At 44.0% G+C, this 24972-nt stretch carries 24 protein-coding genes; 14 read left to right on the forward strand and 10 right to left on the reverse strand.

Annotated features, from left to right (window positions below; all coding sequences use genetic code 11):
* Window positions 1-190 (reverse strand): hypothetical protein (locus A37S_RS27675; RefSeq protein WP_036600995.1); only part of this gene is annotated, 190 nt, incomplete at its 3' end.
* Between the two features lie 186 nt (window positions 191-376).
* Here A37S_RS27675 and A37S_RS0102200 point away from each other — a divergent pair.
* Window positions 377-1333: a TolB-like translocation protein gene (locus A37S_RS0102200; protein WP_028295587.1), complete on the forward strand. Its 957-nt coding sequence runs from the start codon at window positions 377-379 to the stop codon at window positions 1331-1333.
* Window positions 1334-1553: 220 nt separating this feature from the next.
* Here the strand turns inward: A37S_RS0102200 and A37S_RS0102205 are convergent, their stop codons facing one another.
* Together A37S_RS0102205 and A37S_RS0102210 are read right to left on the reverse strand one after the other, a co-directional pair.
* Window positions 1554-2033, reverse strand: coding sequence for a Dps family protein (locus A37S_RS0102205; RefSeq protein ID WP_028295588.1), 480 nt, complete (start codon window positions 2031-2033; stop codon window positions 1554-1556).
* A 68-nt stretch (window positions 2034-2101) separates the two neighbouring features.
* Window positions 2102-3361, reverse strand: a complete 1260-nt coding sequence (locus A37S_RS0102210) for an NfeD family protein (RefSeq protein WP_245586290.1) — start codon at window positions 3359-3361, stop codon at window positions 2102-2104.
* Window positions 3362-3518: 157 nt separating this feature from the next.
* Here A37S_RS0102210 and A37S_RS0102215 point away from each other — a divergent pair, with 157 nt between their 5' ends.
* Genes A37S_RS0102215 through A37S_RS0102225 form a run of 3 tightly spaced genes read left to right on the forward strand, consistent with a single transcriptional unit; the run spans window position 3519 to window position 5942 of the window.
* Window positions 3519-4283, forward strand: a complete 765-nt coding sequence (locus A37S_RS0102215) for a DUF4905 domain-containing protein (RefSeq protein ID WP_084163718.1) — start codon at window positions 3519-3521, stop codon at window positions 4281-4283.
* Between the two features lie 58 nt (window positions 4284-4341).
* Complete coding sequence (locus tag A37S_RS0102220; protein WP_051292652.1) at window positions 4342-5286, forward strand: DPBB and LysM peptidoglycan-binding domain-containing protein; 945 nt, start codon at window positions 4342-4344, stop codon at window positions 5284-5286.
* A gap of 11 nt (window positions 5287-5297) precedes the next feature.
* On the forward strand, window positions 5298-5942 hold the full coding sequence (locus A37S_RS0102225; RefSeq protein ID WP_028295592.1) for a uridine kinase family protein: 645 nt from the start codon (window positions 5298-5300) through the stop codon (window positions 5940-5942).
* A 203-nt stretch (window positions 5943-6145) separates the two neighbouring features.
* Here A37S_RS0102225 and A37S_RS0102230 read toward each other — a convergent pair whose 3' ends face one another.
* From A37S_RS0102230 to A37S_RS26020, 3 genes are all read right to left on the reverse strand, one after another.
* Entirely contained in the window at window positions 6146-7801 is a 1656-nt protein-coding gene (locus A37S_RS0102230; RefSeq protein ID WP_169719415.1) for a sensor histidine kinase, read from the reverse strand.
* 387 nt (window positions 7802-8188) lie between these two features.
* Complete coding sequence (locus tag A37S_RS0102235) at window positions 8189-10564, reverse strand: endonuclease MutS2 (protein WP_028295594.1); 2376 nt, start codon at window positions 10562-10564, stop codon at window positions 8189-8191.
* The gene (locus A37S_RS26020; protein ID WP_051292653.1) at window positions 10561-11343 is read right to left on the reverse strand and encodes a DUF4296 domain-containing protein; all 783 of its coding nucleotides are present in this window, start codon (window positions 11341-11343) and stop codon (window positions 10561-10563) included. Before A37S_RS26020 ends, A37S_RS0102235 begins: the two co-directional genes overlap by 4 nt.
* A 148-nt stretch (window positions 11344-11491) precedes the next feature.
* Here A37S_RS26020 and A37S_RS0102245 point away from each other — a divergent pair, with 148 nt between their 5' ends.
* The 5 genes from A37S_RS0102245 (at window position 11492) to A37S_RS23260 (ending at window position 16148) form a co-directional block, all read left to right on the forward strand.
* Window positions 11492-12169 (forward strand): YggS family pyridoxal phosphate-dependent enzyme, encoded by a 678-nt coding sequence (locus A37S_RS0102245; protein WP_028295595.1) that lies wholly within the window; start codon window positions 11492-11494, stop codon window positions 12167-12169.
* Window positions 12170-12176: 7 nt separating this feature from the next.
* Window positions 12177-12644, forward strand: coding sequence for a GNAT family N-acetyltransferase (locus A37S_RS0102250; RefSeq protein WP_028295596.1), 468 nt, complete (start codon window positions 12177-12179; stop codon window positions 12642-12644).
* Between the two features lie 37 nt (window positions 12645-12681).
* On the forward strand, window positions 12682-13458 hold the full coding sequence (locus A37S_RS0102255) for a DUF3298 and DUF4163 domain-containing protein (protein WP_036601000.1): 777 nt from the start codon (window positions 12682-12684) through the stop codon (window positions 13456-13458).
* A 137-nt stretch (window positions 13459-13595) separates the two neighbouring features.
* Window positions 13596-14861: an aspartate kinase gene (locus A37S_RS0102260; protein WP_028295598.1), complete on the forward strand. Its 1266-nt coding sequence runs from the start codon at window positions 13596-13598 to the stop codon at window positions 14859-14861.
* A 42-nt stretch (window positions 14862-14903) separates the two neighbouring features.
* Window positions 14904-16148, forward strand: a complete 1245-nt coding sequence (locus A37S_RS23260; protein WP_157278325.1) for a THUMP-like domain-containing protein — start codon at window positions 14904-14906, stop codon at window positions 16146-16148.
* Here A37S_RS23260 and A37S_RS0102270 read toward each other — a convergent pair.
* Together A37S_RS0102270 and A37S_RS0102275 are read right to left on the reverse strand one after the other, a co-directional pair.
* A complete protein-coding gene (locus tag A37S_RS0102270) occupies window positions 16099-16611 on the reverse strand; it encodes a pyridoxamine 5'-phosphate oxidase family protein (protein WP_028295599.1) in 513 nt (170 codons plus the stop codon). The two genes, A37S_RS23260 and A37S_RS0102270, sit on opposite strands and share 50 nt — an antisense overlap.
* A gap of 1 nt (window position 16612) precedes the next feature.
* The gene (locus A37S_RS0102275) at window positions 16613-17476 is read right to left on the reverse strand and encodes an alpha/beta fold hydrolase (protein WP_028295600.1); all 864 of its coding nucleotides are present in this window, start codon (window positions 17474-17476) and stop codon (window positions 16613-16615) included.
* A gap of 195 nt (window positions 17477-17671) precedes the next feature.
* Here A37S_RS0102275 and A37S_RS0102280 point away from each other — a divergent pair, with 195 nt between their 5' ends.
* Window positions 17672-18790: a M42 family metallopeptidase gene (locus tag A37S_RS0102280; RefSeq protein WP_028295601.1), complete on the forward strand. Its 1119-nt coding sequence runs from the start codon at window positions 17672-17674 to the stop codon at window positions 18788-18790.
* Between the two features lie 44 nt (window positions 18791-18834).
* A complete protein-coding gene (locus tag A37S_RS0102285) occupies window positions 18835-19986 on the forward strand; it encodes an MFS transporter (protein WP_028295602.1) in 1152 nt (383 codons plus the stop codon).
* 3 nt (window positions 19987-19989) lie between these two features.
* Here the strand turns inward: A37S_RS0102285 and A37S_RS0102290 are convergent, their stop codons facing one another.
* Both A37S_RS0102290 and surE read right to left on the reverse strand, forming a co-directional pair.
* Complete coding sequence (locus tag A37S_RS0102290) at window positions 19990-21519, reverse strand: GH3 family acyl-acid amido synthetase (protein ID WP_028295603.1); 1530 nt, start codon at window positions 21517-21519, stop codon at window positions 19990-19992.
* Window positions 21520-21529: 10 nt separating this feature from the next.
* Window positions 21530-22276, reverse strand: a complete 747-nt coding sequence (gene surE, locus A37S_RS0102295) for a 5'/3'-nucleotidase SurE (RefSeq protein ID WP_028295604.1) — start codon at window positions 22274-22276, stop codon at window positions 21530-21532.
* A gap of 215 nt (window positions 22277-22491) precedes the next feature.
* Between surE and A37S_RS23265 the strand changes: the two genes are divergently transcribed.
* The 3 genes from A37S_RS23265 (at window position 22492) to A37S_RS0102310 (ending at window position 24925) form a co-directional block, all read left to right on the forward strand.
* Window positions 22492-23433, forward strand: a complete 942-nt coding sequence (locus A37S_RS23265; protein ID WP_051292655.1) for a diacylglycerol/lipid kinase family protein — start codon at window positions 22492-22494, stop codon at window positions 23431-23433.
* Between the two features lie 247 nt (window positions 23434-23680).
* A complete protein-coding gene (locus A37S_RS23270) occupies window positions 23681-24259 on the forward strand; it encodes a Crp/Fnr family transcriptional regulator (protein ID WP_051292656.1) in 579 nt (192 codons plus the stop codon).
* Between the two features lie 75 nt (window positions 24260-24334).
* Window positions 24335-24925, forward strand: a complete 591-nt coding sequence (locus A37S_RS0102310) for a hypothetical protein (protein ID WP_028295605.1) — start codon at window positions 24335-24337, stop codon at window positions 24923-24925.
* Window positions 24926-24972 lie beyond the last annotated feature (47 nt).

Below are 24972 nucleotides of genomic sequence, written 5' to 3' on the forward strand. Positions count from 1 at the left end.
TATCTTTCTTGGGAAATGCTTTGTAATAAATGTTCGACAAACTATCCCAGGGAAGCAGATGAGCTAACTTAACCCAACGGTTTTCTGGGTTAAGATGACGATCAAAAGGAGACTCAAATCCCTCAATAATGAGCTGATTCGGACTGCTATAAATAGGGCTAGGTGCACGCCTTTTTGATGCTTTTTTCATAAATCCTTGCACTTGACAACCTAAAAATAACTATAATTCATTGGTTAACAAAACGAATAGAGTTTTTCAGCAGACCCTAAATACTGGTTTTCAAGGATTGCCAACTGTGGTTTTTTGTCGGAATTTTACTGCTGTTTCATCATAGCAGCGATGAAACGTTATTATGGTAAAATAATACATTGAACTATGCAGAATCTGAGGTACATTTTTATGCTTGCGGTGGCATTTTCAAGTCCTTCTATAACATCTTGCTCAAAAGATGACAATAGCACAAACACCGGCGGTGATACCATACAAGGTAAAATTCTATATGAATTTGGCACCAACACTTTTCAATTTGATCTGGAAAGTGGAACCAAGCAGAACTTTTTTGAGTACAATAGTTATTCCATGAATGGTTGGGACGTTAGCCGAGACGGCAAGCTGTTGCTTAGCAGCCAGATTATAGCCGGCAGTTTTGATGTCACCAAATATACCTTGAGTAATTTGGAAGATGGTTCCCTCATCGGTGAATTCGAATACCGCCCACTGGGTATGGAAAGGGATAACCGCGGATTGCTGTCACCGGATAATTCCCTTATCGCCATTAAGCCAACGGCAGATCAGGGAATTATTATCGTCAACACATCAGGAGAAGTATTGCACGAACTGAACAGCGTTAACGGAGAGCCCATAAAGCAGCGTGAAAATGTAGTTTGGTTACCTGGTAACGCCTTGGTTTTCACCTTCAATGATTTTGTTCTGAGAACGGACCCACCCTACACAACCATTACACCCATAAGGCAGATGGATTTTACCGAATGGGGCGATCTCCATGCCAACCCAGATGGCACTAAACTGTCGATGCGCATCGACAAACATATTTACCTTATGGATATTGATGGGCAAAATCTGACGCAGGTAACCGAGAGCAGTACCGTGCATTACGAACGGGAAGCGGTATTTTCTCCGGATGGGAAGTATCTTTTAGTTGGAACAGATTGGACGCCGAGGTCAAACAGCAAGGGAGTATGGTCGCTCAAAATCATTCCAGCGGATGGTAGAAAATACCGTGTTGATGAAGAAGATCCAAATGTCATCCCTATTATTCCAAAAGGGTCGGAAGTTATCGAAAAGTGTAGTGATATCATGCTTTGGCGCTGACGGCGGGCTAACTTGCATCCATCACCTATGAAGTATTATTTCCCTACAGTTTCGATTCCCCTTTCTTATCTAAATCGGCATCAACCCCCTACCCTGTTTCAACGCTAATTTTGATAAATCTTAAAAAAACTATTTGATATCTGTATCGTCGGACAAACAAAAAACCTTAGAAAGACGCATTTCTAAGGTTTTTTGTTTGGTATTGGCTCCTTTCAGAAAGCTATTTTTTATTTAGAAAGGCACGCAACATCCAATTTTGCTTTTCGTTAAACTGCATAAAGGCGTTGATCATATCGTTAGATCCCTCATCGTTAGCGTCATCCGTTATTTCCAACAAATCGCGCTCTAAACCTATCAAAATTCCCAGATCATCCACTATCGCTTTGACCAGCTCTACATCGGACAAACCGATGGTGTTTATTTCTTTTATTTCCGAGGTTTCCAAATAATCTTTATATGTACTCAAGGGTGATTTGCCCAAGGTAAGTACCCTTTCTGCCAGTTCATCAATCGTGGTGATGGCGTTATTGTATAGCTCTTCAAATTTGGCGTGAAGGGTAAAGAAATGCGAACCGCGCACATTCCAGTGTGCACCTCTCAACTTTTGATAATGCACATGATAGTTGGCCAACAAATCGTTCAAATGATCGACAACAGGCCTCAGTTTTTTGCCTTCTAGGCTTATAGCTTCTGGATTCATAAATTTATTGTTTTTTTAGTATAAAAGAAACGGGATATCTACCTTACCTCAACAACAAATATCTGCCATTACTGTTTTTTTCTTACCACTAAATTGTAATTTTCCTGTTTCTCCACAACGACAGTCTCCCCGCGCTCAACAAAGCCTTCACGCGCCACGGCATCATACCATTTTCCATCTATCTCTATTTTGCCAGATGGCCGCAGTGTAGTCTTCACCTCGCCCTCCCTGCCTATCAACTCTGCATTGCGCAAGGCAGACACGTAGCCCATGCTAGACTGCTGCTCATCGGTCAATACCAAGCGTTGAAAAGCTTTGGAATGAAGTATGCCCTTACCAAAAACCACGCAAAGAACAATGGACCCTACCATGGAAATCAACACGATAATCAAGGAATTAAACAGGTTATTGGGCGTGCTCGGCACAAAATCGAACCAATCGTTTGGCACCATGCTGAATGTCAGCCCGCAGATTACAAAGACAATACCCAAAATACCTGCTATGCCAAAACCGGGTATGACAAAAATCTCCAAGAGTAGCAAAACGACTCCCAGCACAAACAATACTATTTCCCAATTGTCCGCCAATCCTTGCATATACAGGGGAGCAAAGAAAAGCAATGCCGCTATAATGGCAACTACCAAGGCAAAGCCGATGCCTGGAGTCTGCATCTCAAAATATATGCCTCCAATGATAAGCAAAATCAAAATGCTACTCACAGCGGGGTTGACCAAAAAATTGATGAGGGCATCTACCCAAGTGCTCTTGTAGAAAGCGACGTCGCTATCAGCAAGACCAGATTGCTGAATAACGTCATAGACATCCTTGGCGTACGCTTTCGCCAGCCCAGCCTCTATAGCCTCCTTACTGGTAAGCGTTAGAACCTTGCCTTTTTCTTTCCATTTTGGCAAGTCCACGTCCGGGTCCACAAATGCTTCGGCGATCTTGGGATCCCTATTCTTGGCTTCTGCCGTGGCACGCATAAGTCCACGCATATACGATTGATACTTTTCCGGCAAAACCTCTCCTTCGCCATTTACCACACTGGCAGCGCCAATGCTCGACCCTCTAGACATGTAAATGTCGTCACAAGCCAATGCAATCAAAGCGCCCGCGGACGCGGCATTATGATTGATAAATATGGCTGTCTTGACAGGACTATTCAATATTTTGGTTCGTATGGAATCGGCAAAGTTGACCATGCCTCCATACGTGTTCATTTCTATGACAATAAGCTTGGCCCCATTGGCCTTGGCCTCGTCAAATGCAAGCTGAGTAGTGCGCCAAGTAGCGGGCCCTATATCCTCTGTCAATTTAAAACTGTACACGTCCTGTCCCATTGCTCCATGCCATCCGAAACATGAACAAAAAAACATTAAACAGCACGAAAGCCGTAAAAGGATGCGAATGTGTATTTTTGTATTCATAAGTTTTAAAAGCAATACGAAACTATCGATTCAACTGCTATAAAAATACATATAAATAATGAATAACACGCTACCTATTGCGTATTCAATCGCTTTCCCTCACCCCATATGGCGCATGGATTTTCACCCGACGGCCCGCTACATGGCCGTGGAGCTCAGGGACAATGACAATGGCATGCCCTATTTCACGGTGTTCGATTATCTAAATGGTCAAAAGGCACTGGAAGATATCCCGGCAGAAGATCGATGGTGGACATTGGGTGCGGTGGCTCCAGAACATCTTTTGCTTACCTATTACAGCAATCCGGAAACGCCAAACACATCTGCTTTATCCTCTATATCTTTGAAAACAGGCAAGTCACTATGGGAAAAGTACAACCTTATTTTGGAAGGGCAAAGCAAGGATGGGCCGGTGGTACAATTAGCCCATATGCCAAATGGATTTCTCAGTCTTTTGGATCCCTCCTCTGGGCATACAATAGCACATTACAAACCAGGTCAACAGATTTCTTACTTAGAAAGACCTATTATATATTCGGCCCCTGTCACTACCTCTCCAAGCTTTGTTTACCAAAGCGAAAACCACATTGGTCCGTGGCATTATGCGCAATACGGAGACCTCGACCTATGGGCAATACATACAAAAAAGGACAATAGCATTTGCATCAGGTTGATTATTAGCCACGAGCAAGTAATTTTGCACGATGAGGTAATAATTAATAATTTAGCCAAGTTGTTATTGGAAATATTTTTCATCTTGGATGACCATTTGTTTGTCATCTCAAATAATAAACAGCAAATAATTGCGTATAAGCTTAAGTAAAAAAGCAAACATCAACAAGAATAATTATACTGCAAATCAAAACAGTTCTTTTTAGAAAATGATGAACAAAAAATTAAAGAAAACAGGTATTTCTGCCTGCCTGCTTTTTGCAAGTTCACTTAGTCTGTCTCAAGCATCGGTACTAAGGGATTCGGTAGGCGTGGAAAACCTAAACGGCAAACGTGTCATCCTTCACCGTGTCGAATCTGGCGAAACCTATTACGGTATCTCTAGGCGTTACCAAGTAGATCCCAAATCACTTATTGCATTTAACAATAACACTTCCCTTAGACCCGGATTAGTGGTCAAGGTGGCTACCGGAAAGCCATTCGTGGAAAACATATCGGTACGTCCGGAGAAGGAACAGGTGGTGAAAGCCTCCGCCAGCAGCGCCGCAAATACCGGTACGGATTTCATTGAATATAAAGTTGGATCAGGTGAAACCCTATTTGCATTGTCAAGAAAATTCGGAGTCTCTGTAGATGCTATACAAAAAGCAAACAGCCTCTCCAGCAGTAGCCTAAAGGCTGGGCAAATCGTTAAAATCCCCAATCAGCAGACGGCAAGCAATGCGGTGGTAATTACCGATGAAGACTTAAGGGACGACCGTACTACAAACAACGAGGCATCAACAGCCGTCTCAGTAATAGACGATCGAAACGATAACAATACCGTGGAAAGCGTAAGAAAGGAAGAGGAAAAAAGTTTTGAACCCACGAATCAGTTTGGTTTAAAAGAGGTGTCGGCTAGCGGGGTTGGCGTTTGGATGGATGACGTAGGAAACGGAGATAGCGGAAAGAACCTCGCTTTGCATAATGCAGCCCCCATAGGTACCGTAGTGAAAATAACCAACCCGATGAACAATAGGATGGCTTATGCCAAAGTGGTGGGTAGATTTAATGAAACTGCTCAAAGCAAGGATGCCGTTATCGTGATTTCCAAATCTGTAGCTAGTCTACTGGGAGTTATTGACAGGCGTTTTCAGGTAAAAATTTCCTATTAGCAGACGGCCACATGCAAGACAGAAAAAGGCCTTTTGTTATCGGTATTGCAGGTAGCAGTGGTTCTGGGAAAACGCTTTTCCTGAAATGTTTTCTCAACCATTTTAAGGATCATGAGGTGACGCTCATCTCTCAGGACGACTACTACTTGCCTGCAAATACCAAGACGCAGGAAGAAAACCGATTGTATAATTTCGATCTACCTACTGCTATAAACAGAAAGGAATTCCATCAGCACATCTTAAGTCTTTTTGAAGGCAACACGGTATATAAGGAAGAATATACGTTCAACAATCCCGCGCTCGAACCAAAAATGTTGGAAATTAAACCTGCGCCAATCCTCATTGTAGAGGGGCTTTTTATTTTCCATTATCTTGAGGTAAATGAGCTATTGGACGAGCGTATTTTTTTGCATGCCGATGACGACATTGCCTTACAAAGACGCATTAAACGGGATCTGGTAGAACGCGGTTACGATGAGGAAGATGTACGCTACAAATGGTTCAACCACGTATTGCCAGCCTTTCAGGAATATTTGTTGCCTTATAAACCCATGTGCAATCTAATCATTGAGAACAATGAAGACGATATGCAACATATGTTGAATGTAACCAACACTTATTCGGAAGAACTTAGAAAGAAAGTGTTTAAAGAATAATTCTAAATAAACAGTATCTTTGCAGGATGACAACTACGAGCGTATTTGTTCTAAGCGAATATACCACCAATAATGCCACCCCTTTTGAAAAACAGCGAGGTGGAGACATTTTTTTTTGCTTAGGTTGCGAATTTAAAAAATGCTGTAAGAAATATAAAAAAGGTACAAGATGCAAAAAATGCCCAAAGAGATAACTATTCTCATTAGGAGCACCTTAGCTGATAGTAAAATGAAGCCCCTGGGCCGTCATCATTGTTTTCAGCCCATAATATGCCATTCATTTTCTTTATCATGTCTTGGCAGATAATCATGGCTATGCCAGCCCCTTTTACTGTATTCGATGAAAAATTGGTAGTATTGCTTTCATAGAAAAGTCCATTAAAAACCTCTTCGTCAATACCCCTTCCAGAATCTCTTACAATTACCTCCACCTTGTTACTAGCGCTGTCTAACAAACGTGAAGAAATGTTGATTTCGCCTCCTTTATCGGTATATTTCACCGCATTGCTTATGATATTCCTATTTAGGAAGAGCAACATTTCAAGCTGCCCATAAACGTCAATGTCATCCTCCACATCGATTACCAAACTTAAATCTTGATTGTCTATTTCGTATTTATTGAAAAGCACCGCTTTTTCTATTGAGTCTTTCAAATTGATTTTTTTGGATATTAAACTCATTCCCAATCCATTATATTTTGTCCATTGCAATAAACCATCAAGCGTCTGTATACTCTGTTCTGAAATGATATGCATTTGCTCAAACAAGGACTTACATTCTTCCAAATCAAGATCGTTGCTTTTCACTAGTTCCTGCGCAAGTAAAATAGAAGCAAAGGGCTGACGCAAATCATGCGCCATGATGGCAATCACCTTTTCATTGAACTGCCTTTTGTCTTCAAGCTGCTTATTGACTTTTATAAGCTGTTCGGATAAGGTCCTTTTGATGCGATAAAGATTCCATATGTAGATAGCTATACAAACACTCAGCAAAGCTAGCAAAGCAATAGCCCAAAATACCACCTGTCGTACCTTATGTTTCTCCTCCTCTAGCCTTAAGTTATTCTCCTTCAATAATATTTCCAGGTAATTAATTCTATCTAAGGTATCCACAATGGGGTGCTCTCGCTGAAAACGGAGTATGGCATCGCTTTGTGCATTTACCCTTTCGGAGTTCGGCTCCTTCTCCCTCAATATATCGAAGATCCTACTTCTACCATACATGGAAATCAGCTCCATTTTGTTCTCTAAGGAGAGCTCAACCCCTTTTTCATAATAGGCCACCGCCGAATCATGGTCTATTTTGGAAAATGCATCTCCTAGTCCATAATAGTTCTGAACATCGAAGGCGGGGCTATCATCATAATTTTTATAGGATGCCAAACTGCTCCTAAAAAGTTGGATGGCTTTTTGTGGATTATTGGCTTTCTGCAGGTATATCTGACCTCGATAATTATCTATCTGGGCCAAGATAGGATTGTTGTCATATTTTTTAGCTACCCTTTCAGCCGTATCGGCATAGCTCATCAATTTATCGAAACCGTATAAATCGCGGTGCAAAAAGCCATAGTTCAACAAAATGGATGACTGCAAGGAATCCTTCTCCATATACCTGCTCAACTCCAAGGCCTGATTTACATAATTCCTCGCTTGAGGCAATAAATTGCGGGTGGCGGACAAAACCGCAATTTCTGCCAATGATACACATTGCAGTGTCGTATCTTTCATGGTTTTGGAAATTTCAAGCGCATCGTTAAGTTGCTTGAAGGCCATAAAATCATTTGCCTTGACACGATAATAAAAGCCCAAAGAGTGGAGCGCCGCAACCTCGCCTTTTTGATAACCGAGCTTTGTAGCCATCTGCTTGGCCATGTCAGCATATCGGTATAAACTATCAGCATGTGCATCCCGGTATTTTTTCGACAATTCGTTCAACAAATCGACTTTTTGAGGATTATCTTGACGAATTTGAGAAACTTTTGATTTTAAAGATGCAATGCCATTCTTTTCAGTTTTTTGTGCGAAAGCTGTATTAAAAAGAAAAAAGAAAACCGGTAGGATAAGAAAATATCTGGCCATATACGAATTCGTAAAGCTAACAATACCTATTTATAGGGCAAGACAAAATTGACAAGCCCTAGATTGCTATCGTATTCCCTATTATTATACAGACAATTATATCAAAATAAGTTGATATAACGAAACAACCGCTCGATATATGATAGGTCTTGGACAGGATATCCCTCCTTATTTCAAATAAACGTGCGTAATTCCATCTCCCCCGCGGTCGGCATGTTCGTCTTCCATACGACTTACCTCTGCATACTTCCTGAGGTAATCCCTAATCATTTTTCTCAGAATACCATCTCCCTTGCCATGTATGATCTTCAGGCTAGGAAAACCCATCATCACCGCACGGTCCAGCACCTTCTCTACTTCCTGCAAGGCATTCTCTGTACGCATGCCCCGTACATCCACCTCCGGATAGAAACTGGCTATATCATCCACACCATGCGTTGTGCTAGATCGCCGGACAGACTTAGGTACTACGTTCTTTTCCACTTTCTCCACCTTACTGCGCTTCACCACCATGCGTAGCTCGCCCATGGCCAATATGAGATTGTCCTTGGCTACCTCGAGGACCTGGGCGCTATTGCCAGAGTCGAGCAATTTCACCCAATCACCCGTCTTGTATTCCACCTGGCTCTTGGAGCCATGCGCTTTTGTAGGAACCTTAGCTGGTTCTACGTGAAGTTTATCCCGCTCTGCTTGCAGATTTTGCCTTAGTTTCTTCGTGTTCTCCTTATCGGCCTTGCTATCTTTAATTTCGGCAATCGTGTTTTCTATCAGCTTATTGGCATTTTTGAGAATCATCTGCGCCTCTTCCTTAGCCTGCTTCAAGAGGGCGTGCTTATTCTCGCGTAGTTCTCGCTGCAAACGCTCGTTCTCTTGCTGTAGGCGTACGGCTTCATGCTCTCGCTTTTCTACGGCTATACGAGCCTCGTAGATAGCCTTTTTCTCCCGCTCCAAATTGACCAAGAGCGCATCCACGTTTTTCTGCTGTGTACCTATCTTTTGCTTAGCTGCTTCCAGTACCGCCTGGGGCAGTCCTATTTTTTGCGCTATTTCAAAGGCATAGCTACTACCTGGTTTCCCTACCTCCAAGATGTACAGTGGCCTCATGGCTTCATTGTCGAACAGCATGGAAGCATTGACAAGTCCCGGTGTATTGCTGGCAAAATGCTTCAGGTTGGAATAATGCGTGGTAACCACACCCCTCACCTGCTTTTGATTGAGCACCTCCAAGACTGCTTCTGCAATGGGACCACCAAACTGCGGGTCTGTACCCGTGCCAAATTCATCTATCAGCACCAATGTCTTTCCGTTGGCTCTTTCGGAAAAATATTTCATCTTGGAAAGATGCGCACTGTAGGTACTCAAATCACTCTCTATAGACTGGTCATCACCGATATCGGCAAATATTTGCTTGAATATACCCATCTTGGATGCCTCATCGGCAGGGATCAATAGACCTGCCTGCACCATCAGCTGCAAGAGTCCAATGGTTTTCATGCATACCGACTTACCCCCGGCATTGGGTCCCGAAACAACCACTATGCGCTCCACTGCATCTATCTTTACGTTAAGTGGCACCACTGACAGCTGCTCTTTACGAAGGCTCAAAACCAGTAAGGGATGCCTGGCATTGATCAAAGAGAGAGCTGGCTGAGCATCGATTTGTGGCAGTGTTGCATCTATTTCCAAAGCAAACAAAGCCTTTGCACGTACAAAATCCAATTTGCCCAATAGGCCATGATAAGCATGTAGCAAAGGAATATGCGGTCTCAGTTCATCAGTAAGGGCGGTCAATATTCGGATAATCTCCCTTCGCTTGTCAAATTCCAGGTCGCGTACGCGGTTGTTGAGGTGAAAGACTTCTTCGGGCTCGATATATACCGTTTGACCACTGGCCGATTCATCATGTATGAAGCCTTTCATCTTGCGTTTATTCTCCGCAAGGATGGGGATACAGAGCCGTCCATCCCGCACGGTGAGGCTGCCGTCGGCTGTCCAGCCCGCATGTTGCACTTCCCTGTAGATCGTATCTATTTTTTTCCGCGCCTCACGTTCTGCTTTGGCTATCTCAGTGCTTATTTCCAATAAAAGGGAGCTGGCGTTGTCCCGTATTTTGCCTTTGCTGTCGAGCACATTTTCTATACTGCGTATAATGCTTTTTTCTATTGGAAGATGCTCGAACAGCGCTTCAAGATTGGGATACAATCCCTCCCTGTCGTTAAAATAGCTAATGACGGCAAACACCGTGACTAGAGAGAGATAGATCTGGTGAAATTCTTCATCAGACAAGAAAGTACCCTCCACCCTGGCCCGATCGGCCAAATGGCGTATGGGATAAAGGTGATCTATGGGCAAGGGACTGTCATTGACCAATATCTCTTTAAACTCATATGTCTGCCGCAAAAATTTATGTATCTGGTCCATCTGATGCAGAGGTTGTATCTTTTCTACCATCTGCTTGCCCATGTCACTAATACAGAAACCAGCTATTAATTGCTTTATCTCGGAAAACCCAAGTTTATCAAGCGCATTATTAGGATAAATCATTCTTGTTCTTTCATTTGTTCCCGTTTGGCAACAGGTTTATTTGGTCCCAAACTGGAAGCCGCAGGCTTGCCATCTAACATTACGGGTGTAGGCACGTCCTTAGGCAATACTTTTTTATCACTTCCGTTATTTATGGATACGGACGGGTTGCTAGGAACAACACCGCCTTTGGCCGAATCATAACTAACAGGCATTATCAACTTCCCAACACCTAAATAGTGCAACATCCTATCCTGCTGATGCAGCCATCGCTCTCTTGCAGCAATTGGCGGCAAACTGTCAGATCTGCCAGTCAATGTGTCGGCAACCGCCAGATCGGTACTATCTATGAACACCAATTTGTTCGACCATTTTAGTCTAACGGAATCGAGGGCCACGCGACGTACACTATCGGCTATGTACGCACTGCGAATCGAGTCGGCAACAAACTGCTTCCGTATCTTCGCGTCCATTTTGCTCTGCTCTTGTTGTTCCATGTCCGTCAGCCGACTCTGTACTTTTTCATATATCTTATCCAACTCCGTGGGATCATTGGAATAATAGGCAATACTATTGTACAGACCAGCTGAATCGGTGCCGTACTTATCATAGATAGCCTGATAGTATTGCTTCGCCACAAGTTGCATGCTATCCTGCGGCATGCTCATCAAGTAGCCCTCTATCAAATGCAAGTCGGTAAGTACATTGACCATTTTCCTTTTTGCAATCACATCTTTTGGAGCATCCCGACACGCCGTTATCAAAAGTAAAGCCAATAATCCTCCTAAAAACCGTCGCATTTCTTTAATTTAGCCGCAAACTTAGATAAACTTGTTTTTTCATGCAAATTAACGAAAATTGCAGGGAAAACATGCTTATCCATTTCTCATCTGCCATTGAGAAACGAATATTGCAGGTAAAAAATAAAAACGATTGTTACGTAATAGGATGAGTATAGAGACCAATTTATTGGAAATCAAAAATGAGATAGAGCAGGTACAGGTTACTCTTGTCGCCGTGTCCAAAACAAAAAGTGTAGAGGAAATAAAAGAGGCCTATGACGCCGGACAGCGTATATTTGGCGAAAACCAAGTGCAGGAACTCGTAGAAAAACATCCTGCCTTGCCTCAAGATATCTTTTGGCATATGATAGGCCATCTTCAGACAAACAAAGTGAAGTACATTGCTCCCTTTGTCCATCTCATACAGTCTGTAGACAGCCTAAAACTGCTGAAAGAAATAGACAAAAATGCCAAGAAGCACAACAGAGTCATAGATTGCCTGTTGCAGATACATATCGCTGAAGAGGAAAGCAAATTTGGCCTAAGCCACGAGGAGGTCATAGAACTTCTCCGCTCGGGAGACTACCAACAAATGCAAAACATCCGCATAGTAGGCTTAATGGGCATAGCTACCAATACAGAAAATGGGAAAGTGATAAAGGAAGAATTTTACGAATTAAAAACCTTTTTTGACGGGCTCAAAATCAGCTTTTTCAAAGAAAAGGATTATTTTAATATCCTTAGCATGGGCATGAGTTCCGATTACAGGCTTGCCATCACACAGGGAAGCAATATGATTCGCCTGGGATCCGGCATTTTTGGATCAAGAGCAAACAAACAGTAGTACAGCAATGCAAGAACAACAATATACCATCCGCAAAGCGGTACCTGCCGATTGTGCACAAATGATGGAACTGATACGGGAACTCGCCTTGTACGAAAAAGCCCCTGAACAAGTGACGGTAAGCATGTCAGAATTTGAAGATGCCGGTTTCGGTACAAATCCCTGCTGGGAGGCATTCGTAACCGAAAAAGATGGCAGGATTATTGGGTTAGCTCTTTATTATGTGCGTTACTCCACATGGAAAGGGAGGCGAATTTACCTAGAGGATCTGATAGTAAACGAAGCCTACCGCGGACAAGGCATAGGCAAGCTGCTATTTGATGAGGTACTAAAGGAAACTAAACGCAAAAAATACAGTGGTATGGTGTGGCAAGTATTGGATTGGAACGAGCCTGCCATCAATTTTTACAAAAAATACAATTCAGAATTTGACGGAGGGTGGATCAATGTGTCGATTGCTACAACGGAATCATAGTTTATTGTTTGTTTGCTTATGTACTGTCGCCTGCTTGTTGTCCTGCAAAGGAGAACAAGCGAACAAGACATCCAACATAGATGAGCAAGAGCCAAAAACAGATACGCTCACTTATAAGCTTTCCCACGTCCGCCTTGAAAGTGAAAAAACGGTCGATATGGGTAGTGGCGGTACTGATACAACTTATTTCGATGTCGTATATCCCGTATTCGAAAACAAGGAGCTAGACAATTTGGTCATGTCCACGCTACTTAGCACCGATGATCAAGGAAAGACACATCGCAGTGTGGAGGAAGAAGGCAAGGCATTTATCAGTGATTTTGACAGCAACATACAGGGTGATCCCTTCCCACGCCCTTGGTTTCATCAAATGAACCTAAAGGTAATACAAAACACAAAACACTACCTCGCTTTTGAATTCTCGTTTAGTCAATATACCGGTGGGGCACATGGCAACTATGGCACCATTTACAAGAACTATGCTCCACAAAAAAAAGACACACTAGCACTAGAAGACGTCATACATCAACAAAAAATGTCCATCCTCCTAAAAAATGCCGAACGCATCTTTCGCCATCAGGAGAACATCGGCAAAAATCAATCATTGGATGACGAATTTTTTTTTGACGATGGAAAATTCGCACTTAACAATAACTTTGTGCTCGACAAAAAGGGCATCCTGTTTCTCTACAACGTATATGAGATCAAACCCTATTCGTCAGGAATCACGAAATTACACATCCCATACAAGGCCATTGATACTATAATGACTGATTTGGGACAACAAATAAAAAAAGAAATACAAAAAGACTAAAGCTGAAAGGCGAAGAGGTCTAAGGTAATAAAGCATAATCGGAATGAATATGTCCTTCTGCCTGATACCTTCTTAAAGCCTGATACTTGATACTAACGTCTTAATACTTTTAAGTTTTTCAATTTTTACTTTACATAATGCAAGTATTCAAATTTGGTGGTGCATCTGTTTGCAATGCCGAAGGAGTGAAAAATCTCACCAAAATAGTAGATAACTACAAAAACGAGGAGCTGCTTATCGTCGTATCTGCCATGGGCAAGACCACTAATGCCCTAGAAGCACTTACGAAGGCCTATTTTAATGGAAAGACGGAAGAAATGAGGTCGCAATACCAGCAGGTAAAGGCTTTTCACGAACAGCTACTTAATCAGCTTTTTGAGGATAGATCGCATCCAATCTATGACGATGTAAATAACTTTTTTGTAGAAATAGACTGGATCATAGAAGAAGATGCTCAGGATGCTTACGACTACCTATATGACCAAATTGTATCTATCGGTGAGCTACTTTCCTCACGTATTGTAGAGGCCTACCTGCGGAGCCAAAAAATAAGCAGTATGTGGATAGACGCCCGCAATTATATCCATACGGATAACAACTACCAAGAAGCAAAGGTAGATTGGGATAAAACCACGGAACGTATACAGGAACGATTGCCAACGCTATTGAAAGACTACATCTTAGTGACCCAGGGCTTCATTGGCAGCACTTCAGAAAACTTTACTACTACCTTAGGGCGAGATGGCTCGGACTACTCTGCTGCCATATTTGCTTCCAGTCTACAGGCAGAGCACGTTACGATATGGAAAGACGTACCAGGTGTGCTCAATGCAGATCCAAAGTGGTTTGACCATACCGAGCTTATTCCCGAGCTATCCTACCTGGATGCCATAGAACTGACTTATTATGGTGCCAATGTAATCCATCCCAAGACCATAAAACCCTTGCAAAACAAGGGCATCCCACTTCACGTCCGCTCCTTCATAGACCTTCAAAGTCCCGGCACCTGTATTCGCGTCAACAAGCACACGCTTCCAGTACCTTCCTTTATCTTCAAGGTCAATCAAGTGCTTATATCCATATTGCCCAAGGATTTTTCTTTTATCGTGGAAGACAATTTCAGCCATATCTTCAACTTGTTTTCCAAGTATAAACTAAAGATCAACATGATGCACAACAGTGCGTTGAGCTTTTCCGTCAGTGTAGATTATCATGAAAACAACATAGCGGAACTCATTAAGGAACTGAAAAGACAGTACGATGTGGAATTTCAGCGCAACTTGGAACTAGTGACCATACGCTATTACAACCCCGAGACGATAGCACGCGTGTTGGTCAACAAAAAGATCATCATGCAACTGCAGGACAGCTACACCTGCCAGATGCTTATTAAAGACAATTAGGTTTAGAGGTAGAAGGTAATAAGGTGTAAGGCAGGGAAGTGTATGAACAAGATTTTACTACATGAGAACGTACAAGACTACCTTAGGAGTCACCTCTATAGTTCATCTGCCGAAATGGCTCTTACAAAAAGTCCTTTTGAAGGGATAACCGCATCTGAACTGGCCTCCCAATTGGACGGTATGCAGCGGGCGAGGAAAAAACTCCCTTTGTGGTACAGAAACAAATGCATTTACTACGCTCCGCAACTTGCCAGCGAGCAAGCGTCTTCTGCCCTGACAGCCAAGTTCAAGTCTTCCTTAATTGGTCAGGGCGATCGGCTGATAGATCTTACGGGAGGTTTTGGCGTAGATAGCTATTATTTTAGTCTCAAGGCCAAAGAGGTTTTTCACTGTGAAATTCAGGAAGAACTATCTGCTATTGCCGCACATAATTTCCAGTGCTTGGGAGCTTCAAACATCCAAGTTATTGCCCAAGATGGCATCAGTTTTCTATCAGCCCAAAAGGATGATGATTTCACTGTTGCCTACATCGATCCATCCAGAAGGGTAAAGTCGCAAAAAGTATTCTTGTTAACGGATTGCGAGCCCAATATCGTAGCGAATCAATCGCTCTTGTTTCAAAAATGCGAACGTATATTGCTAAAGGCGGCCCCATTGCTGGATATTACGTTGGCCATGAAAGAACTCTCGTATGTACGCGATATCTATATAGTAAGTACGGGAAATGAGACCAAGGAGCTTCTGTTTCTCATGGAAAGGGATTTTGAGCAATCACCACATTATCATGCCGTTGCGCTCCACGAAGAAAATGCACCCCAGATATTTACCTTTTTACATGAAGAAGAGCAAAATGCCCTGCCAGAATATAGCTCTCCCCTCGCCTATTTGTACGAACCGGACAGTGCGCTGCTCAAGGCTGGCTGCTTCAATTTAATTGCCACTAAGTATGAACTTCACAAACTTCATCCGCATACGCATCTCTATACCTCGCCTGTGCCGATAGCCCAATTTATAGGCAGACAATTCCGCATTAGTGATGTCATGCCATACGGTTTGTTCAAAAGAAAATACAAAAACATCCAAGCGAATGTCAGCTGCCGCAATTTCCCTCTCAAAGCGGAAATATTGCGACAGAAACATAAGATAAAGGACGGTGGTGATCTATACCTGTTTTTCTGTACCGGTCCTGATAAACAGCTGTTGACCCTCTTCTGCGAAAAAACACATGCCAATCGGTCTACACCTCCAAATCTCCCTGAATCCCATCATGGTGATTTTCTCCAGTAAGTATGGAAGTGAGCATTTTAAAAGTGGCTACTGGAGCTGCATGCTCGTTATCCCAATAATGTCCTTCATAAGGAACTACTTTCAACAAAGAAATGCTGGGATCATCTGGTCCATCAAACCAGATTTCAAGCGGTTTTGACCACAATTCGTCCACTTTTTCCTTGTCATCCACCTGTTCGGCTATACCATATACATTTAAAAAGCCGGCCCGTTTACCGCCTTGCATCAACAAATGAACAAAGGGGTCTTCGGACACTTCTTCTTCTTTAAGGCTGTCTTTGCGATTCATAAACCAAAAATTCCCTGCGTCATCTACTTCCAAAATAGTCATAGGCCGTACAGATAAGGGCACACCTGTCTTTATATCCGTACAGAAAAAACAGGTCTTTGCTTCCGTTGCCAGTTCTTTCATCTTGTCAATCGCCTCTGCGCCTTGCAAGTCTTTTGTTTTCTTGTCTGTCATCTTATTCCTCTCCTTCTATTTCTACTGACGAATCCATGAAAAATGCCAATAGGTGTTTGTTCAACTTGTCTTTGTGCGTAAGAAAAAAACCATGTGGCGCATCCGGATACAGGATATATTGGCTATTGGCTACCAATTCCGAGGTGCGATTGCCACTGGCTTCCACGGGCACTATTTTATCGGCATCGCCATGGATGATCAGCGTAGGGACATCTATGTTGCTTAAATCACCTCGGAAATCAGTTTCGGCAAATGCTTTCACGCATTGCACGGTAGCATGGGGTGCCGCCATACAAGCAATGACACGCTGGTATTCCAGCATAGGCTTGCTCACAGCCTTATGCAGCATCGTGAGTCCAAAAAAATCATTGAAGAAGTTCTCCAGAAAAGCGGGCCTATCCTTCTTGATTTCTTCGATCATATCCGTAAACACCGCCCTGTCCACGCCTTCGGGATTGTCGTCTGTTGCCAGCAAGTAAGGGGTCACTGCGCCCAACAATACGGCTTTGCTGATTCGGCTGCTCCCATGGCGGGTAAAGTAACGGGCCACCTCTCCCCCTCCCATGCTAAAACCTACTAAAATGACGGATTCCAAGGCGAGCTGCGTGATAATTTCGTGCAAATCGTCTGCAAAATTATCATAGCTATAGCCATGCAGAGGCCTGGAAGAATCTCCGAAACCTCTTCTATCATAGGCTATGCAACGGTACCCTTGCTCCAGAAAGTAGCCGATCTGTGGCTCCCACATGCGGTGGCTAGATGGCCATCCATGGATAAAGACAATAGGTTGCCCTTGCCCTAGATCTTCGTAGTGCAGACGGATACGTTCCCCATCTGCTGTGTTCTTCTTTTCGATAAATTTCATATTTTCATAAGTAGTGTTAGGTCATTACATGCAAATTGCAGTCCAAAAACTAATTGGTTATAAATTGATCCAATGACACCAATGGCCAAGAATAAACAACCAGCAACTAATAAGTGGTAAAATGTCATAAAAGTTGTAAGTTTGTTCGGCTATGAAGACAAGAAAGGGCTTTATATCACTATAAAACAAAAGAACATGTCTAAATCAAAGAAAGAACAAAAGGACCATCAAGCAGTAGTAACGGATAAATCCATCAAATTTTTCGAGAAATACATTAACAACCCCTCTCCCACAGGCTTTGAATGGCAAGGACAACGCCTTTGGCTCGACTATATTAAACCCTATGTAGACGATACATATACGGACAATTACGGTACGGCAGTGGGCGTCATCAATCCCAAGGCCGACTATAAGGTAGTCATCGAGGCGCATGCCGATGAGATCTCCTGGTTTGTCAACTATATTACCAATGATGGGCTCATCTACGTCATACGCAATGGGGGCTCCGATCATCAGATAGCGCCTTCAAAAAGGGTAAACATACACGGAGAAAAGGGCATCGTGAAAGCGGTCTTTGGCTGGCCTGCCATCCATACGCGCGGTGCCGGCGAAAAAGAAGAAAGCCCTTCGTTGAAAAACATCTTCCTCGACTGCGGTGCCATATCCAAGGAAGAAGTGGAACAGCTGGGCATCCATGTCGGTTCCGTCATTACCTATGAAGACGAGTTTATGGTATTGAACGACCGCTACTATGTAGGTCGCGCACTGGACAACCGTGCCGGAGGTTTTATGATAGCCGAGGTAGCACGCTTATTAAAGGAAAACAAGAAAAAACTGCCTTTCGGGTTGTATATCGTCAATTCCGTGCAGGAAGAAATAGGATTGAAAGGGGCTGAGATGATCGCCGATAGCATAAAGCCCAATGTGGCTATCGTCACCGACGTATCGCACGACACCTCTACGCCCATGATCAACAAGATCACACAAGGCGATACGGCCTGTGGCAAGGGGCCAATCATTACTGCTGCGCCAGCCGTGCAAATCAACCTGAACAAAGTGTTGATCGAAACGGCCAAGGAAAAGAGTATACCTTTCCAAAGGGCGGCTTCCTCCAGAACTACAGGCACGGATACGGACTCCTTTGCCTATTCCAATGGAGGCGTACCCTCGGCGCTGATCTCGCTCCCTTTACGCTATATGCACACCACGGTAGAGATGGTGCACAAGGAAGATGTAGACAATGTCATCAAGCTCATCTACGAGGTTTTGCAGAAAATAGAGGCAGGCCAAGATTTCAGGACCTTCAAGAAATAAATTCAATAAGGCTGTCTTTGAGACAGCCTTCTCTTTCATCTCCCATGAAGCACCTCACGCTGTTTATGGCCGTCTGCTGCGGTCTCATTGTGGCCAATTTGTACTATTGCCAGCCACTACTGCACCTTATTGCAGCAGATTTCAGTGTTTCGGAAACCGAGGCAGGAAGTATCACCTATATTACGCAGTTGGGCTATGCAGCGGGCCTATTGCTCTTTGTACCTCTCGGCGATCTGCTGGAAAAGAAGACCCAGATACTGTACACTTCCTGCATGGTCGTTGTAGTACTCCTTTTTGCATCCTTTACGCGATCTTTCTTTCTCCTGCAAGTATTGTCCTTTCTTATCGGTCTATTCTCCATTATCCCCCAGTTGCTCATCCCTTTTGCGGCCAGCCTGGCCAAAAACGAGGAACGGAGCAAGGTCATTGGCTTGGTAATGGGCGGTTTGCTGATAGGTATTGTTTCTTCGCGCTCACTGAGCGGGCTTGTAGGTCAATACCTGGGATGGCGGTATATGTATTTCATTGCGGCCAGCATCTGCTTCCTGCTCATCTTGCTGATGCAGCGATGGCTGCCCCATGGCGAACCTACTTTCAAAGGCACCTACAGAGAGTTGATGCGCTCTATAGTCACTTATATCAAGCAGGACAGCAATTTACGCTTGGCATCTCTGAGCGTGGGCATATCCTTTGGTGCCATGTGTGCTTTTTGGGTAGCGATGGTACTCTTTCTGGCCTCCCCTCCCTTTAGCTATAGCACCGTGCAAATTGGCCTATTTGGTCTCGTTGGTGCCAGTGGAGCTTTGGCCGCCCCAATGATAGGCAATCGGCTTTCTAGCAAGCCACAGCTGCTCCACGTCTTTGTGTTGCTAGCGCTGTTGCTGGAATTACTAGCATACCTATCCTTTTACATATCTACGCACCATATCCTGCTGCTGGTACTTGGTATCGTTCTGCTCGACGTCGGGCATCAAATGATCGGCATTACCAATCAGAGCCTCATCTATTCGCTCAATGCTACGGCCCGCAACCGGTACAATACGGTCTTCATGACTTCCAATTTCATTGGCGGTGCTCTTGGCTCTGCATTGGGATTGGCACTTTACCATTGGCAAGGATGGCATGCCGTATGTATAGGTATCAGCCTTACCGTTATGGGAAATGCATGTCTTAACATCTTATGGAAGAAAAGGTGATGGTTATTGCGCATGCGCTTCTATGAATTTTTCCAGTTCCAAAAAATCTGCCTCTTTCATGACACGGGGTATTTTGATTTGGCCACCTAGCTTTCTCGTCTCCTTGTTCCATTGATAGAACACATCGGGAGAGACCAACTCTACTTCCACCCCTTTCAGGGCCTTGGCCCGGGCCACGCCATAGTTTTTGTTCAGCTCGGTCAAATGCCGATTGAGCGCTTCGGCAAATTGCTCCTTATCCAGATATTTATCTCCATCAACAGCAACATACCACTTGTTGATATAGTCTTCCCCCCGATGGATGGCAGACACGACAAATTCCTTTATGCTAATATCAAATTGCTTTTCGAGTCGCTGCATGGCATCGTTCATCTGGTGCACGGCAAGCTGTTCCCCCACCACATTCAGGAAATGTTTGGTCCTTCCCGTAATGCGTATCTCGGCCAGTTCCTTACTCGTCACCTCCACCGTGTCGCCTATCATATAGCGCCAGGCACCGGCACAGGTGGAGATCAGCAAGATGTACGTTTCTCCTTCTTCCACATCAGCCAGGGTCAGAACCGGTGCATCGGCCGTTACGGCACCGTCTTGGTCCATGTATTCTTCCTTAAAAGGTACGAACTCGAAAAATATACCATTGTCCACAATGAGGGCCATCGCATGGGTATCGGGTCGCTTTTGCGTGGCCAAATAACCTTCGGAGGCCAGGTAAGTTTCGATGACGGTCACTGGCCGCCCCAGAAGCTTGTCGAAACTCTTGCTATAGGGCTCAAAGGCTACACCCCCTGTAGAGTAAACTTCCAAGTGGGGCCATATATCATGAATATGGTTCACTTTATGACGGGCTATGATTCGTTTTAGCATGATCTCTGTCCACGATGGGATCCCCGTGATACTACCGACGTCCCAGTCCCTAGCCTCCTCTGCAATGCGGTCTATCTTGGTCTCCCAATCGGCTACAGCGGCAATCTCGGGTCCCGGCTTATAGAAACGCCTGAACCAAAAAGGGATATTGCGTGCACTGATACCGCTTATTTCGCCTTCCATGTGGTCGTCCTTCTCTATCAATCGGGTGCAGCTGCCCAGCATCAAGATCTGCTTGGTGAAAAACTCGGACGGCAACTCGAAATTCTTTAGACTAAGGATCTGCTGAATGCCAGAGCGTTGGATGGATTCCAGCATATCGTCCGTGATGGGAATGTATTTACTATGGCTGGTGGTGCCGCTACTCAATGCAAAATAGTCCTGTCCTCCAGGCCAAGTGACATTTTGGTGCCCTTCCAGCAGATAGTGCCACCACTCGGCATATAGCTTGTCATAGTCGTGAAGCGGTACCTTATCCTGAAATGCGGTGATCATATCATCTGCCTGCAATATCTCGGCAAATTTATATTTCTTTCCAAAAGCCGTCAGCTTAGCCTTTTCCAAAAGATGTTGGAGCGTCTTCGCCTGCGCTGCTACGGCATCACTATGTCCACCGAGCAAGCCAGCGGCGTCAATGGCTTTTTTAATAATTTCACCTATCAGATCCATAAGATATCTTTCATGATTGAAATATAATATTATCCCATTTTTTCATTTTTTGCAAGGCCTCTTCATCTGTTAAATCTAACCGCAAGGGAGTGATGGATATATTACCCTGTTGCACTTCGTACCGGTCCGTGCCTACCTCCACCTCCTCTATTGGCCGCACACTGATCCAATAATTCTTGCGTCCCAACGGATCCTCGCCTGTTACCACCCTACCATCGTAATGCCGCACGGACTGCCTGGTAAATGCAATGGCCTTGGGCTTACGTGGAAAATTGACATTATATAAGGCCGGTTCTGTATCATGCATTAGCAGTTCCAAGCACTGCAACACGTAAGGAGCCAAATAATCAAAATCTGGTTCCTCGTCGCCCACGGGCGTACTGAGAGCAATGCCCCTGAAACCCAGCATGACGGCTTGTCGCGCTGCCGAGAGCGTGCCCGAATGCCACATGGCATTGCCCAGATTGGTTCCCATGTTTATCCCCGATAGCACTATGTCCGTATCGGGCCACAGCTCCGTACCCAACGCCACGCAGTCTGCGGGTGTGCCATTGACGCGCAGGGCTTCTATATCGTTAAAAGAAATAACCGACTTTTTCACATATAGCGGCCTAGAATGCGTGATGGCATGTCCCATGGAGGATTGCTCCACATCCGGGGCCATGATGCGCACGGTACCGAACTCCTTCGCTATGCGCGCCAATGCGGCAATGCCCGGCGCATAGATGCCATCATCGTTGGTGATTAATATGTTCATAGGTATGCTGTATTTATTTATGTACTATGTAATTGTACATGACAAAATTTATGAACATCAAAAAAACGCGTCATTGCCAGGCCTATGGGGCGAAGCAATCTGCGTTTTGTTGTTTGCCAGATTGCTTCGTTTCTCGCAATGACGGCAAACAAGAAAAAATGTCACATACTTAGATACTAAGTATAAAACCTAGCGAGGTAAAAATTGTTCATATCATGTCTTGGAAAAATAAATATATGATAGATCATGGCCCTCACCCGCTCATTCAGCTTTTGCATAACGATGCCGCTGGGGCATCAACACAGGAACTCGAACTGGTGAAACTCATCCATAAAGAAGGTTTTAAGTGCAAACTATTTGGCCATTCAGAACGCATTGCCCATCAGATACTGCCGCAGACCGACGTACTTGCGGTAGCGGCAGGAGACGGCACCATCCGCAAGCTGGCATTGGACATGCTCAATGGACATCTCAAACACCGGAGGCCCATAGCCCTATTGCCACACGGCACGGCCAATAATATTTCGAGGGCTCTCGGTATCTCGGGCACCAATAGGCAAATCATACGCTCCTGGCATCAACAGTACTTACATCCCTTTGATATTGGCCAGTACAGCATAGGTAGAAAATATAGTTTTTTCTTGGAATCCTTTGGTTTTGGAGTCTTCCCAAGATTGATCAGCATCTTCAACGATAGGAAAAAAGAAGTAGCGCATAATGTGGATGAGGAAATACATCTAGCATTGCAGTATCTGCTCGATATCGTAAAATACTATAAGGCCAGAATGTGCCATATACAAATCGGAAAGCAGCGGATAGATGAAAAGCTATTGCTATTGGAAGTCATGAACATTCCTTCCATAGGCCCTAGACTCACGCTTTCCCCTCACTCCGACCCCAGTGATGGTATCTTGGAGTTGGTTTATGTTACCGAAGCACAAAGAGAGGCCTTTATAGCCTGGATCGAGCAAATGATTGCCGGCAAAAGCACTAAGCTGGAGGCCAAGCGTATACTGCTCAATAAAGCTAGTATTACACTACCTCCAGTTGACTGGCATACCGATGACCGTCTGATTAAGAGAAAAAGCAAAGGTACCGTACATATCTCCCTATTGGGACATATGTTTGATTTTCTGGGAACCGTAGAAAAAAAATAAAAAAAAATTTTGCAAAGTGTACAAGACACACTATATTTGCATCATCATAATTTAGGTTTATAATTGGTTAGTAAAGGTCTCTAGTCTCCCCGGCTAGGGACCTTTCGTTTTTCATCCCATGGCAATCTATCGACCGAATCGGCATTAATTTGGACACCATTGCATTTCTAGCTATCTTTGATATATACGGCCATAAATAAGGCTGAAACTACTACAAAGGGTTATATCCGCAGACCGATTCGTAACCATGTTTGATGCTCTCAAAAAATCACTGGATCATATTATTCAACTCAACGAAGAGGAATGGACAAGTATAAAAGATGCTTTTGAACTAGTCAGTGTACCTTCAAAACACCTGTTAACGGACTTTGGCGAAAGAGAATCTAAGATCTATTTTGTAGGCGAAGGCCTAGTACGTCTATATTGCATGAACAGCAAGGGCGAAGAAACAACGGTATTCATTTTTAAGGAACATCATTTTGCCAGTTGTTATCATAGTTTTCTTACCCAAACACCCAGTGACCAAGCCATGGAGACATTGGAAAGCTGTACGCTGCTTTCTATCAGCAAAGAAAACTACAGCAGGCTCCATCGGGAAGTCCCGAAGATGAACATGATTACCCGTGTAGTAGCAGAGCAGCGATTCATCAATGCCCAACGTATATTTTCTTCCCACATTATGCGTACAGCCGAGGAGCGCTACCTCGAATTTGAACGATTACATGGAGACCTATTATTACGGATTCCTCACCATATCATTGCTTCTTACCTCGGCATCACTCCCGTCTCGCTCAGTCGCATCAGAAATCGGCTAAGCAAAAAATGATTTTTTCTTATCTTATGTTAACGGCGTAAAATCTTGGTCGGTTTTACCTTTGCTGCCATTACATATTTACGGATTATGATCACGAACAAACAAAATTCCCTTTACATTTACACCTGTACTTTCCTTTTGTGCCTCTTTATTTCAGCTCTTTTTCATGCGCATGCGCAAGAAGCAAAGCTGGGCCCTCGCGTAGAGGTAGAGGCCGACCCCTTAGCTTATGTTTTCAAAGGATATTCCATTCACACGGCCGTCACTTACTCGGGGTTTAGATCCAGTGTAGGTGTTTTTGGGATAGAACCACCCAAATTTTTCCTCGAAAATAAAGCGTTCTCGGTATTTACCTCGGGTTTTGATGTGAAAACAGACTATTTGTTTGGCAGTATAAAGGGCTTCTATGCCGGACTTCAGCTGACGTATAGTAAGGAAAGAGTAGGGCTTAAGGATGCGGAATACAGAGAAAGTATCTGGGGTTTGAACATTGGTGTAAGGACAGGCTATCGTTTCCTATTTGGAAAAGCAGAAAACAACTACAAAGGGTTTTACCTTACTCCATGGATAGCACTTATGTACGCTCCCGATGCCAAGACAATTCAACACGGCACTCAGGAATACCAACAATCTTCGTGGGCTCCCTTTCCTACCGTGCACGTGGGATGGCGTTTTTAGATCAGGCTCTTTCCGTCTTTTTGCCAAGCGCTAAGCTATAAGAATGT

It is taken from the genome of Olivibacter sitiensis DSM 17696 (genome assembly GCF_000427965.1).
Lineage (GTDB): Bacteria > Bacteroidota > Bacteroidia > Sphingobacteriales > Sphingobacteriaceae > Olivibacter > Olivibacter sitiensis.